A 12,272-nucleotide genomic window follows, 5' to 3' on the forward strand; every position below is an offset into this window, starting at 1 on the left:
TGTTTCGGAGTTTAGATGAAAAAGTTGCTACTAATGTTGGTGTTTGCTGGGTTCGTGAGCGCATGTGGTGCGGACTACCTGCGCAAAGAGTCTTATCCTGAGGTCGACGGTTTCGATATCGACCAGGAGGCGCAAATCGAAGATAGCGCTGAGCATCGCGAAGTTGTTGCCGTCTTGATCGAGTATCGAGGCGCTCTTGTGAACAAGGATATCGGGCGACTCAAGCGTTTGATAGCTGACGATTACTACTCGAATGCTGGCACGACAAACACTACGTCGGATGATTACGGCGCGGGCGAGCTACCCGAAGTTTTTGAGCTACTCTCGCAGCATGCGGACGAGGTCAAATACGACGTGGTTCTCAAAGCGGTCTCCGTAGATGGCAAGAAGGCCAGCGTGGATTACGAGTACAAGTACGCCTATCAATACGACGTGGATGGCCAGCCTTCATGGGATGCAGGTGTGGACTTGAATCGGCTCGAAATGGAGCAACGTGAAGGTGATTGGAAGATAGTCTCGGGATTGTAGGTTCTATCTTCGAAGTAGTTTCGACGGGGTAGAATTTTGCAATACATCATCGTGACAATCCTGCTCGTCTTCATCACCGGTGAAGGCTGGGCACAAACGGCAGTCGAGCGTTGGGAAACGGGAACATTAGATTCGGCCTTGGTCTCAGGTGAATCCGCCCAAGACTTGGTGGCAAAGGCTCTGGGCCTTCTGGAATCAGGGGAGCTTGAGCAGCCGCTCAAACTCTTGAATCGTGCAGAGACGCTCGGACCCGACCAAGACACTCGCGATTGGATTGTGTGGGGGAAAGCTAGAATTGCTCGCGACCGCGGCGACGTTGAGACTGCGGAGCGGCTCTTGCGGGAAGTACTTAGCGCGAGACCTCAGGCCCACGCGATACGGCTCGAATTGGGAAAAGTGCTCTTGAGCAAAGGGTCAAAGAGTGAAGCCGTACTCGTGCTCGATTCGTTTAGCTCGTTCTTCAACAATCGCCTGCTCAAGACTTCGGCCGAATTGCAGATCGTGTCGGAGGCGATGGCTCTACTTGGGTCATTCCAGGACGCGAACCACGCCGCGCAACTAGCCTATGACGACGACCCAAAGAATGTGCGAAATCTAGTCTCGTGGGGAAATCTCTTGCTCTCGAAGTACAACTATCGGGACGCAGACAAGAATTTTCGTGAGGCGTTGGATGTGCAATCCGAGCATCCGGGGGCGCTGGTTGGATTAGCGAAGGTTGAACTTGAGGATTCTAATTCCTTTAACGAGGCCCGAAATCTGCTCGACCGGGCGGCGATGACTTCCCCGCTTTATCCAGAGGTGTGGACGGTTAACGCGAGGATTTCCATTTTTGATTCTGACTGCAAAGAAGCCATGAATCATTTGGACAAGGTCTTTAAGCAACGGCCGAATCACCTTGAAGCGCGTGCCTTGGAGCTCGTGTGTTCATACCTCGGAGACAATGAGAAGGAGTTTGAGAGGCAACTCGAGTCGATCTTGGAGACAAATCCTCGTTATGTGGATGTTTTTTCAACGTTGAGCGAGTTCGCAGTTCGCGCCTATCGCTATGATGATGCGGTGAGGTTTGATCGGCGTGCTCTTCAGATTGAGCCTGGGCATTCGGCTTCATTGATCGGGTTGGGCATTGGGCTTTCCCGCACAGGAAAAGAGGATGAGGCTCTGGATGTGTTTCGCGATGCGTTTGATGCGGACCCCTACAATGTCCGCGCCTTCAATATGGTGGAGCTCTACGAAAAGAAGATCCCTGAGTATGAATTCACCGAGTACCCGAGATTTAAGATTAGGGCCCACCAGGCACAACGAGAAGCGATCAATCATCTGGTCAGTCCGCTGGTGGCGGAAGCTCTTGATGAGTTTGACGCCAAATACAAGTTCAAGCCGGATCCGTATCTTGCGGTCGAGGTGTTTCCAGATGCGGAGGTCTTTTCGGTTCGCTCCGTTGGTGTCCCCAACATTAGTCCTCAAGGCGTGTGTTTCGGAAAAGTCACCGTGGTTCGCTCGCCGAGCGACGGTAACTTCAATTGGGCTCAGGTCGTCTGGCACGAGCTCGCGCACGTCTATCATATCCAGATTTCAAACTCGCGGGTCCCGAGGTGGTTCACCGAAGGCATGGCGGAGTACGAGACCAACGTCAAGGACCCCGCTTGGTCGAGGCATCACGACAAAGAGCTAGCGCGTGGGCTTGTCGCCGGTGAGCTCAAGGGAGTGATGGACCTCGACAAAGGCTTTACGCACGCAAGAACGCTCGAGGAAGTCTTGCGTGCCTACCACCAGGCCAGTCTTGTCATTCATTACCTGGCTCAAACTCATGGTTATCCAAAGCTTGTGGAGATGTTGCGGGCGTGGGGAGCAAAGAAATCCAATCGTAGCGTCTACAATGATGTGCTTGGGGTTAGTCCAGAGGACATCGATGCCGGATTCCGCACCTGGTTGTTGAAGCGATTCATGAACTTCCAGAACCAGCTTCTCGTGGACTTGGCGAAGGTGGGCGGAGCAGCGGAGATTCGAAGCGAGCTCTTGAAGGATTCCGATAATTTGCGGCTTCGAGCCGATTTGGCGGTGGCCCTATACCGAGACGGCAATACATCTGAGGCGCTGAAGGAGCTAGAAGCCGTTCTGGCGGCATCTAACCCTCCAAGTGAGGCCCGAATGGTGGCCGCACTCATCTACGCGTCTGAGGGGCGCCTGAAGGACGCTCATGAGCAAGGTAGCTTAATCTTGGGCGCCGCCCAAGATTCGTATGACCTGAGAATGCTGATGGGATCTGCGGCGCAAGGGCTCGAAAAGGTAGAAGAGGCCGAGATTCACTTTCATGCGGCGACCGAGCTTTTTGAGAACGGACAAGACGCCTGGGATGCGCTCGATAAGTTTGCGCTGATGCGGCGTGACGACCAACTTGCGGAAAGGGCACTTACCCGTCTCTTTGCGCTGGACCCTCATGATACGACCATCGCACGGCGTTATGGGGAGCTGATGCTTGAGCGTGGTGATCTCGAGTCGGCGAAGCGGGCAGGGGAGCGCTGGATGGAGATTGCCCCGTTTGATGCCCGAGCGCATCAGTTCATCGCCGAAGTCGCCTTGAAATCCAAGGACGTCGCGGGGGCAGAGGAAATCTGGGAGACAGCGTTGATTGTGCGAAACGGCGAGGACCGCGAAATCATTCTGGGAGCCATCAAGCTCGCCCAAGAGTACAAAATGGCGGACCTTGAGACTCGATGGACGAAGAGAGCGAAAGAGTTGGGTCTCTCAGATCGGCAGATTCAACGTGCGCTCGAACTTAGGTGAGCGCGGAGTTCATCCATGTTCTTGCGAGCCGACTCGGCGTTTGGTTCATGAGTGATTACGTGTCCCATTTTTCGTTTCGGGCGGGTCGGATCTTTTCCGTATAGAAAGAACTCATGGATGTTGGGGAAGGCTCTGAGCGCGTCGGTGTTGAGGGTCTTTGAAGGCAACCAGAGATCGGAGAGCAGATTGCACATTGCCCAAGTACCCGATGCGTTTGCGAGAGTTGGTTCCACAAGAGGAATGCCCACGAGAATACGAGCCAGCGCATCGAATTGGCTGATGCTCGTGCCACAACGAGTGAGATGCCCAGAATTGTGCGGTCGTGGAGCGATCTCGTTGATCAGAAGATAGAAGCCATCCGCGCTACGATGAGGTCCGCGCGGTTTCACTTGAGTCACAAAGAACTCCACTGTGATGAGCCCGGGGCTGCCTAAAAGCCTTGCGGTTTCTTTTGCTGTCTCGGTGACCAAATCTGCAAGGTTTCGGGGAATCTCTGCAGGCAAGATGCTCAGGTCTAAGACGTGATGTTTGTGAAAATTCTCGATGACCGGAAACGCAACCTGATCTCCATTGGAGTCCGTCGCCACAATACAAGAGACTTCGGTATAAAGTTCTATCAATTCTTCTAGAACAAAGCCGTGCTGGAGTTGCTCTGCTGAAGCCGATTCCAGTGACTTTACCAGCCGATCTTGTGAACCTTGGATTCCCTGACCAAGTCCGTCGTAGCCTCCCACGGTGGTCTTAGAAACGCACGGGAACTCAAAACGTGTGTTGGCAGCAGCGTCGATGGAGTCAACGAAGTCCCACTGAGCATGCGGGAGTTCGTGGTCTCGCAGGAACTCTTTCTCGAGTCGGCGGTGGCGACATGTCTCGAGTGTGTCTAGGCGTGGAAAGACTGGGCATTCAATTGCTTCAAGGAGCAGGGGGTCTACGTGTTCGACCTCGAGCACAATCGCGTCTTTACCCTTCGCAAACTCGGAAATATCGGACTGTGACTTGAGGTCGCCAGGTTGAAATTCGGCCAAGAACTTCGAGGCAGGCGACCCTTGGGGACCCAGTGCGTAAGCGGTTGATCCAAGTTTGTTAATGGACTCCCCGAGCATGACGCCAAGTTGTCCCCCTCCAATGATTCCGATGTGTTTCACGCGTCCTCGAAGCGCCGTCTAACATTCTCGCTACTCTTTATAGCGGAGTCGTGGCGGTCGCGTCGATAGTCTCTTATTTTTTCAAGGAGTTCGGGATGGTGTGCGGAGAGTATCTGGATGGCAAAAAGCGCGGCATTTGTGGCACCGGCCTTTCCAATCGCGAAGGTCGCGGTGGGGACACCCGCAGGCATCTGAACGATTGAGAGCAAGCTGTCCATGCCGCTCAACGCTTTGGATTCGATTGGGACGCCCAGAACCGGAAGGTGCGTGAGTGCCGAAACCATGCCCGGAAGGTGAGCTGCTCCGCCTGCCCCTGCGATGATGATCGCAACACCATCCTGGTGAGCGTGGGTGGCGAATTCGTACATTCTATCGGGGGTGCGGTGGGCCGAAACGACCTCGATGCTGTAGTCCACGCCGAAGTCTCGGAGAATGTCTTCTGCGTGCTGCATGGTCGCATAGTCGGAATCACTCCCCATGATAATGGCGACCTTATTCATTTGCGTCGTCGGATGAAGAGGCCGATGAGAAGTAGGAGAAGACCTTGTTCGGGGCCTGTGCCTGCCGCTGAACACCCTCCAGACGACTTCGATGCTGCGGATGCCACAACGTCCAAATCAACTTGTTCCGTGGGCTCGGGTGCACAGGCGTCGCCAATGCCGTCTTCGTCGCCATCAGTCTGCGCTAGGTTCGGCTTGAGCGGGCAGTTGTCCTCGTCGTTCGGGATGGTGTCGTTGTCGGCATCGTCATCGCACTCGTCTCCAAGTCCATCCCGGTCACGATCAGCCTGGTCTTCGTTTGCGATGTTAGGGCAATTGTCGTCGCCGTTCTTGGCGCTGTCGCCGTCGAGGTCAGAGTCGCAGGCATTACCGATTCCATCGTCATCCGTGTCCAACTGGTCAGGGTTGTAAAGCCCCTGGCAGTTGTCGGTTGAGTCTGAGACGTCGTCGAAGTCCTGGTCGTCGGCCGGAGCTTCACTGACGCCTTGAGTTACCCAGAAATGGGGGGTGTATCCACCGTATTCGGCAGCCTGCGCGCCGATGTCGCGAATCCAATCGGCCCACTCGACGACACCTGAGTAAACCGAGCCTGCGCAACCTGATGGCCCTCGCGAAAGTGCTCCAAATACTCTGCCTTGTTCGTCGAGCGCCGTTCCACCCGAGTCGCCCTGGCAGGTTCCGTCGGATCCAAGGAACTCGGTGATCTGAACTGAGGTGTAGCCAGGGCATTGAGCGCCAGCACATTGGACCACGCGATTGTCGATTCGGCGTCGCACGCCCGAGCGTCTTCCCGTGCCGTCATGACCGTATCCGATAGCGGAGTAGACTTCGCCTTCGCGGGGAAGAATATCGATCTTAGGAATGATGGGTACCGCGACCGAGTCTGGGATGTTCTCGGAGAGGACGAGAAGTGCGATGTCATTGCCGCACATATCGTTGGACCCTTGAGGCACGTGTACCGAGTTCACATTGAAGAAGTCGCCGTATCTCATTCTCGAGTCCGCGGTGACGAGAATGTTTCCGGGGCGGATTTGCTCTCCGAAGCCGGTTTCGCCACAAATGACGTACTGGCTTGTGACTTCAGCAATGCAATGTTGGGCGGTTAGCACGAGGTTCGGAGCGATGAGGGTTCCGCTGCAAATGCCACCGGCATAGCCCTGGGCTGCGTAGAGTCCAACGGCGAACGTACTCGCGACGTCTTCGTATCCGCCCATGATCTCCTGGCGTTTGATTTCGTGTGTATCGGATTCTTCGACACATCCGCTGAGTGGAAAACAAACGAGGGCGCTTAGAGCAAGGGCTAGGCGGGTTGGGGACATGTAATGACTCACGCAGGGAGGACTTAATGGGACGGTAGGCTTAGCAAAATGTGTGGCAGAGCACCAGAGTTCCCTACATCAACTTACGTGCAAATCGTTTCTGTGAAGAAACTCACCGATTCTGGCGGAAATGGCCTCGGTGTGCTCGAGGAGTCCTGCGTGAGTGGCGCTAGGGAGAAGAAAGAGCTCAGAGCCTTTGATGCTCTTGTGCATGTGTACGCTCAGTCGATGAGGGGTAAAGACGTCGCGTCCCCCGGAAACGATCAGCGTTGGTACGTCGATGGATTCGAGCAGATCCTCAGCACTATGATCCTGTGCGTGGACGCCCATTGCGATCCATGACGGTCCATCGAGAACTTGGAAGTGGTCGTAAAATGGCTTCATTTTCGCCAAGTCTACGTCCGGGCCGACCATCCCTGTCATCCGAGTTACCGTGTGAGTGGTTGGAAGCCTCATGTTCAGACGTACGGCCGGCATGATGGACCGCGAGATCTTCGGTCCGATGGCCTTGAAGGCGCGATACGCGCTCTTGCCGAATTGAGGGTGAAGCAAATTATCAAAAGGGCGTCCATAGGTTCCTAGTACGGGGATGAAGGCCAGAATTCGGTCAGGATGCTGCCGCCAGGTCTCCAGAATGATCTGGCACCCGAGGGAAAAGCCTGCCAGCACAGCCTTTTCGACCCCTGCGGCGTCTAGGACACGTATGAGGTCGTCCGCGCATGCGGGAATGGAGCATTCGTCGAGGTTTCGCGCGGGTGCCGAATAGCCGTGCCCCTTAAGATCCCAAATCAACGTGCGATACTCGGGGTCAAGCTGAGCGCGGACACCTTCCCAATAATAGTGGGAAGTGGCGTAACCGTTGGTGAATATTATCGGTGTGCCTTGTCCTCGGTCTTCGTACGCGATAGAGGTTCCGTCGCGTGCGACGGTATATCTCGGCCATGCTTGTGGCTTGGAATTCATCAGCTGGATCCTAAAGTTTAGCTACTGCGCGAGTCATCTCATGGTAATGCCAGAATCACTTCTACTAGAGTTTCGATCGAGCCTGCTTGAATTGAAAGAAGAACTCGAAGAATCTCTGGTAGGACTGCGAGAAATGTCCAAACCTATCGCGCCCGATGATGCTATAGGAAGACTATCCCGTGTGGATGCGATGCAGCAGCAAAAAATGGCTCAAAACCAACGTGCAAGCGCCGAAGCGCGACTTAGGCTGGTGCATGCGGCACTCGATGCGATGTCTCGGGACGAGTATGGGATTTGTCGAGTTTGCGAAGATGAGATTGATCACAGGCGGTTGCGGGCGCGGCCCGAATCGATGGTATGTGTGGGTTGTCAAAGTGCCCAAGGTGGTTGAAGTGAAGACATTCATGTTGTTTTTCTTAGTTCTATCGGTCTCCCTCGGCATTGGATGCTCTCAGGGGCCAACATGGCCCGCCGATGCCAAGCTTGAGGCAGGCGAGCTCGAAGGGTCGAGCGCGAGCCTGAATTGGCCCGCTGCAACGGGGGAAGTGGCGCAATACAAGATCAAACACGGAGAAGAGGTCCTCGGTGAGGTCAAGGACAGCACAACCTTTAAGGCCACTGAACTAAAAGGAAAGACCGAGTACGTGTTTCAGGTCGTAGCAGAAAACAAGAAGGGGCAGGCCTCCAAACCTTTGGAGGCTCGTGTGCTCACAGGTGACCTCGATGCTCCGACCTGGAAAGAGACCGATGTGTTACAGACCACTGTAGAAAGTCGGGGAGCGCTAGGAGCGATGGTCCGATTTGAATGGCCAGCGGCGACGGATGATACCGCCGTGACGAAATATCGTTTGATGCGCGGCGACGAAATGATTATTGAGTTGGAGGAGACCACGTACGAGTATCAGTCGACCCAAGTGGACGGCGATTATACGGTTTTGGCTTCTGATGAAGCCGGCAACTGGTCAGAAACTGGACCGAGTGCGAAGGTCTGGGCCAACCGTGGCCTTCAGAATATCTTGAGAAATGAGGGGCTGATTAAGCCCAAATTGATGTTGGAATGATCATGAAACTACTCTTTTTGCTCTTTGCGCTCATGTTTTTAGGGTGCGGAAATGACGTGGCAAAGAAGCCGAACACACCTGCAGGCACGTGTGGAAACGGCCGACTGGACACAAATGAAACGTGCGACCCGGGAATTTCGAGTGGTGAGGGTTCGTGTCAGGTGAGCTGTGGTGCCGGGTCTTGTGAAACTGCGGAGCTTGTAGGCTCGGCCAATGAGTGCAATCTGCGTTGTGTGAGAACACCGCAAGCCTGCGCGGATGGCGACGGATGTTGTCCCCAAGGGTGCGACGCGTCTTCGGATTCGGACTGCACCAACACCTGCGGAAATGGGACGGTTGAGACTCCTGAGATTTGTGACGGTGATTGCCCAACGTCTTGTCAGGGCACAGCATGTGCGCCAGGGGTGGTCGTGGGTTCTGCTTCAACGTGCGACGCGCGCTGCGAAACTGAACCGATTATACTTTGCGACGACGGTGACGGGTGCTGTGCGGCTGGTTGTGATGCGTCGAACGATTCGGATTGTGAAATGGTAGGACCGAGCTGTGGCAACGGTGTGGTCGAAGCTGGTGAACTCTGTGATGGCAACTGTCCGACCGCTTGTCAGCCGCGAAATGCCTGCGAAACAGCCTCACTTCAGGGCAGTGCGGCTCAATGCAACGCTGGCTGCGAGTACGATCCAATCAGTGCGTGTGTGGGTGGTGATGGATGCTGCCCTGCAGGCTGCACGAACGCGACTGATAGCGACTGCTCGACGACGTGCGGCAACAACTTCATCGAGCCAGGGGAAACTTGCGATGGCAACTGCCCAACGAGCTGCACGGCTCCGAACGCTTGTACCCGAGTGACACTCACGGGCGATGAAGAACAGTGTAACGTGAGGTGCATCGAGGCGCAGATTACACAGTGCCAGAACAACGATGGGTGCTGTGCCGCCGGTTGTACCACTGCGAACGATAATGATTGCGCCTGTCAGCCCTCGACATGCCAGCAGTTGGGTGCAGAGTGTGGGCGACCCGGAAACGGATGCGGTCAGTCCTTGAATTGTGGGCAGTGTGCGAGCAACGAAACGTGCTCCAACTTCCAGTGTGTACCTGTGAGCAATGGAACCCTGGGGGCGCCGTGTACCGGAAATGAAAACTGTACGGGTGGTCTGACCTGCGTGACGACTGACACCGTGACCATGGTCACCTATCCGAATGGTTATTGCACGACCTTCTGTGCCGCTCTCATTGCTCCGTGTACCGAGGGTGTCTGCATTGGGACAACGGATGCAGGACTTCCCCTCGAGGTGGGCAATTGCCACAAACCGTGTACCTCTAGCGCTCAATGTCGCGGCGGGTACTCTTGCGTGTCCGGCGGTTGCTATCCAAACTAGTCGACGAGGGCTCTGTCCTCGTCAGATGGGTAGGGCAGACATCAGAAACCCACAAGCTTTCAAAGACCGTGGCCTAAGTAAATGAAACTCCCAAAACTCACCGCCTTACTCCTCTTGTTCCTGTTCGGCTGTTCCGATTCAGAAACCTCACCTACACCTACCGATATGGGGACTGACTCCAGTGTCGTAGCAGACCAAGATGTCATGCCGGTGCAGGATATGGCCGCACAGGATATGCAGGCGGAGGACATGCCCGCGCAGGATATGACTACGGAAGACATGGCTCTGCAAGACATGACCGTGGATATGCCGGGAGAAGACATGTCGATTGAAGACATGTCCGTGGATCAATCCGCAGATATGACCGTGGATATGCCTCAAGACATGGCAGACCCTTTTGAAGGGCGCCCGATCGGTCAATGCGTGGCGTCCTCTGATTGCCCTAGTAATCCGAATGGTGCGTTTTGCAACCGAACGTTGCCTGGTGGGTCATGCGGTGGATGTGGGACCGATTCACATTGCGATGATGAGTGTTTCAACGGTGTCTGTGTGACCACCTGCCAGTCCAGCTCAGATTGTCCTCCTGGGCTCAGCTGTACCGGGGCGGGTCGCTGTGGCGCGATGATGTGCGTGAATGGTCAATGCCCGGATTCGCTCTTTGGTTGTTCTGCCTCCAATCGTTGCGAAAGGATTGATTGCAGCGATGACGCGGGCGTCTGTCCGACTGGGACGACCTGTACTTCTGGTCTCTGCGTAGAAGACAGGGCGTTGAATTGATTGGTTAGCGTGGAGGGTTGGCTTTGAGGAACTCGACGGTCTCGTCGATGTCGTCGGTAAGTAGAAGAAGGTCTCCATAGACCGTTTCCATGCCGCGGCGCTTGACGAAACCCTTGATAAAGCCAAAGAGGTCGGAGTAGGCGTCTACGCCTAAGAAGACCATCGGACTGCGCACAATGAATGTGGCATAATGATTTTGGGCGAGGTCCATGAAGACCTCTTGAAGAGTTCCGGCGCTACCAGGCGCGAAGACCACGCCGGCAGTGCTTATCGCCAGCAAATTGTCTTCACGCAACGAGTTCGAGAAGTACTTTGCGACGTGGGTTCCGAAGAGGTTGGTGGGCTCATGTCCGTAGAACCATGTGGGAATGGCTAGGCTTTCTCCGGGCTTTCCAGACGTGCACTGGTAGGTATTTCTGAGTCCAGGATCGTCACCAAAACACGCATTGCACACATTTTTTGCCAATTGGATGTACTCGGAGACAGCGCTCAAGAATTCGGGCGTTCCGTCGGTAAAGCCACCGTCAAACTTTGGGGCAGCACTAAGGGTTTCCAACGCGAAGTCAACGATTCCCTCGTCCTCGAACGTTGAAAGGTAGGCGCCCAGGTTTGCAGCTTCCATGATGCCCGGTCCACCGCCACTTGTGACGAAGAAACCATTGGTTGCGAGTCGGAACGTCAATCGCGTAATCGCCTCAAAGTAAGGGTCGTTACGCTTGGTTCCGTGTCCCCCCATGATGCCCACGGCACCCGGGCTTCCGTTTGAAATGACCCTCGAGATGAGATGCTCGATACCATCGTCGATGCCGTGGTCGTGAATTCGTTGAGCTAGCGCCTCACGGATTCCAACGCCGGCGGCCGATTTCCTTGCTCGGTCAAAATGCGCGTAGATTTGGTAATCGGTGGTGTGGGTGTAACCTGTCTCCCAGCCTTCTAGAAGCTCTTCTGGAGAGTAGAGTTTGTGTCGGTAGACCTCGTAGGGGACCTCTGAAAACTTGGGGAAGACGTGCGCTCCGCGTTCAATCAGGTCGAGCTTCTGTTGTAGGTCAAAGGTACATCCTAGAAAGATCGCGTCTTCGACACTGACTTTGAGCTCAAACGAGCTCAGGTCCAAGTCCCGGATGACCCATCCTGCCAATGTTTTCTCGGTTTCGAGCACGGCTTTGAGTTCATTGGCTTCGTAGACTTCTTTGCGACGCAGCGATCTGGGAGTCATGTTTGGGCTCTTGGATATGGAACAAGAAATAGAGAAGACGCCACGAGATCTCACGGCGTCTTATCTAAAGTGTCAAGTTAAGTTGCGATTAGTTCGCAGCTTGACCTTCTGCTGGAGGCATAGCGACGGTGTCGATCACGTGGATGACGCCGTTGGTGCAGTCGATGTCGGTCTTGACGACGTTTGCGCCCTGGTAGGTCACAGTTCCGTCTTCAGCGACGACAACGTTTACTTTGGTACCAGCGAGGGTGTCAGCTTCCATGGTCGTGACATCAGCAGCCATGACGCGTGCAGGCACAACGTGGAACTTAAGGATGTTGACGAGCTGGTCCTTGTTTTCTGCCTTGAGGAGTTCCTCGACGGTTCCTTCTGGAAGCTTAGCGAAAGCTTCGTCGGTAGGAGCGAAAACGGTGAATGGGCCTTCGCCTTTGAGAGCTTCGACGAGCTCAGCTGCGGTGAGAGCCGAAACAAGGGTCGTGAAGGTGCCAGCGCTGATAGCGGTGTCAACAACGTCAACTTTGACTGCTTCTTCTGCGGCAGCTTTAGCATCAGCTTCTGCTTGCTCAGCAGCAGCATTTGCTTCTGCTTCCATCGAAGCGTTGG

Annotated in this window: 12 protein-coding genes; 6 read left to right on the forward strand and 6 right to left on the reverse strand. The window is 54.9% G+C overall.

Translation table 11 applies throughout. The annotated features are described in order from the left end of the window. The first annotated feature begins 15 nt into the window (after positions 1-15). Positions 16-528 (forward strand): hypothetical protein, encoded by a 513-nt coding sequence (locus tag FRD01_RS23770; RefSeq protein ID WP_146963675.1) that lies wholly within the window; start codon positions 16-18, stop codon positions 526-528. A gap of 36 nt (positions 529-564) precedes the next feature. Then, the gene (locus FRD01_RS23775) at positions 565-3,312 is read left to right on the forward strand and encodes a tetratricopeptide repeat protein (protein WP_146963676.1); all 2,748 of its coding nucleotides are present in this window, start codon (positions 565-567) and stop codon (positions 3,310-3,312) included. Here FRD01_RS23775 and FRD01_RS23780 read toward each other — a convergent pair. The 4 genes from FRD01_RS23780 to FRD01_RS23795 all read right to left on the reverse strand — a co-directional run bounded on the left by FRD01_RS23780 (position 3,288) and on the right by FRD01_RS23795 (position 7,239). Continuing rightward, positions 3,288-4,457 carry an ATP-grasp domain-containing protein gene (locus FRD01_RS23780; RefSeq protein ID WP_146963679.1) on the reverse strand — a complete coding sequence of 390 codons (1,170 nt, stop codon included), beginning with the start codon at positions 4,455-4,457 and terminating at the stop codon, positions 3,288-3,290. The two genes, FRD01_RS23775 and FRD01_RS23780, sit on opposite strands and share 25 nt — an antisense overlap. Then, positions 4,454-4,957 (reverse strand): 5-(carboxyamino)imidazole ribonucleotide mutase, encoded by a 504-nt coding sequence (gene purE, locus FRD01_RS23785; RefSeq protein WP_146963681.1) that lies wholly within the window; start codon positions 4,955-4,957, stop codon positions 4,454-4,456. The genes FRD01_RS23780 and purE overlap by 4 nt, the downstream gene beginning before the upstream one ends. Further along, entirely contained in the window at positions 4,954-6,276 is a 1,323-nt protein-coding gene (locus tag FRD01_RS24555; protein ID WP_249755861.1) for a thrombospondin type 3 repeat-containing protein, read from the reverse strand. The genes purE and FRD01_RS24555 overlap by 4 nt, the downstream gene beginning before the upstream one ends. A 78-nt stretch (positions 6,277-6,354) precedes the next feature. After that, positions 6,355-7,239 carry an alpha/beta fold hydrolase gene (locus tag FRD01_RS23795; protein ID WP_146963683.1) on the reverse strand — a complete coding sequence of 295 codons (885 nt, stop codon included), beginning with the start codon at positions 7,237-7,239 and terminating at the stop codon, positions 6,355-6,357. 40 nt (positions 7,240-7,279) lie between these two features. On the opposite strand from FRD01_RS23795, the gene FRD01_RS23800 reads away from it, so the two are divergent. The 4 genes from FRD01_RS23800 (at position 7,280) to FRD01_RS23815 (ending at position 10,453) form a co-directional block, all read left to right on the forward strand. Next, the gene (locus FRD01_RS23800) at positions 7,280-7,630 is read left to right on the forward strand and encodes a TraR/DksA family transcriptional regulator (RefSeq protein WP_146963685.1); all 351 of its coding nucleotides are present in this window, start codon (positions 7,280-7,282) and stop codon (positions 7,628-7,630) included. Between the two features lie 13 nt (positions 7,631-7,643). Beyond that, on the forward strand, positions 7,644-8,300 hold the full coding sequence (locus FRD01_RS23805; RefSeq protein WP_146963687.1) for a fibronectin type III domain-containing protein: 657 nt from the start codon (positions 7,644-7,646) through the stop codon (positions 8,298-8,300). Between the two features lie 2 nt (positions 8,301-8,302). After that, positions 8,303-9,676 (forward strand): hypothetical protein, encoded by a 1,374-nt coding sequence (locus tag FRD01_RS23810; protein WP_146963689.1) that lies wholly within the window; start codon positions 8,303-8,305, stop codon positions 9,674-9,676. Between the two features lie 81 nt (positions 9,677-9,757). Continuing rightward, on the forward strand, positions 9,758-10,453 hold the full coding sequence (locus FRD01_RS23815) for a hypothetical protein (protein WP_146963691.1): 696 nt from the start codon (positions 9,758-9,760) through the stop codon (positions 10,451-10,453). A 4-nt stretch (positions 10,454-10,457) separates the two neighbouring features. On the opposite strand, the gene FRD01_RS24560 is transcribed toward FRD01_RS23815, so the two are convergent. Then, positions 10,458-11,669, reverse strand: coding sequence for an LOG family protein (locus tag FRD01_RS24560; protein WP_249755862.1), 1,212 nt, complete (start codon positions 11,667-11,669; stop codon positions 10,458-10,460). A gap of 88 nt (positions 11,670-11,757) precedes the next feature. Then, positions 11,758-12,261: a fasciclin domain-containing protein gene (locus FRD01_RS23825; protein WP_430700866.1), complete on the reverse strand. Its 504-nt coding sequence runs from the start codon at positions 12,259-12,261 to the stop codon at positions 11,758-11,760. Positions 12,262-12,272: the final 11 nt, after the last annotated feature.

Source organism: Microvenator marinus, assembly GCF_007993755.1.
Taxonomy (GTDB): Bacteria; Myxococcota_A; Bradymonadia; order Bradymonadales; family Bradymonadaceae; genus Allomicrovenator; species Allomicrovenator marinus.

Coding starts and splice junctions, on each gene's coding strand:
- FRD01_RS23815 (WP_146963691.1), top strand. CDS start 9,758: ATGAAACTCCCAAAACTCACCGCCTTACTCCTCTTGTTCCTGTTCGGC.
- FRD01_RS23770 (WP_146963675.1), top strand. CDS start 16: ATGAAAAAGTTGCTACTAATGTTGGTGTTTGCTGGGTTCGTGAGCGCA.
- FRD01_RS24555 (WP_249755861.1), bottom strand. CDS start 6,276: ATGTCCCCAACCCGCCTAGCCCTTGCTCTAAGCGCCCTCGTTTGTTTT.
- purE (WP_146963681.1), bottom strand. CDS start 4,957: ATGAATAAGGTCGCCATTATCATGGGGAGTGATTCCGACTATGCGACC.
- FRD01_RS23795 (WP_146963683.1), bottom strand. CDS start 7,239: ATGAATTCCAAGCCACAAGCATGGCCGAGATATACCGTCGCACGCGAC.
- FRD01_RS23800 (WP_146963685.1), top strand. CDS start 7,280: ATGGTAATGCCAGAATCACTTCTACTAGAGTTTCGATCGAGCCTGCTT.
- FRD01_RS23825 (WP_430700866.1), bottom strand. CDS start 12,261: ATGGAAGCAGAAGCAAATGCTGCTGCTGAGCAAGCAGAAGCTGATGCT.
- FRD01_RS23810 (WP_146963689.1), top strand. CDS start 8,303: ATGAAACTACTCTTTTTGCTCTTTGCGCTCATGTTTTTAGGGTGCGGA.
- FRD01_RS24560 (WP_249755862.1), bottom strand. CDS start 11,669: ATGACTCCCAGATCGCTGCGTCGCAAAGAAGTCTACGAAGCCAATGAA.
- FRD01_RS23805 (WP_146963687.1), top strand. CDS start 7,644: ATGTTGTTTTTCTTAGTTCTATCGGTCTCCCTCGGCATTGGATGCTCT.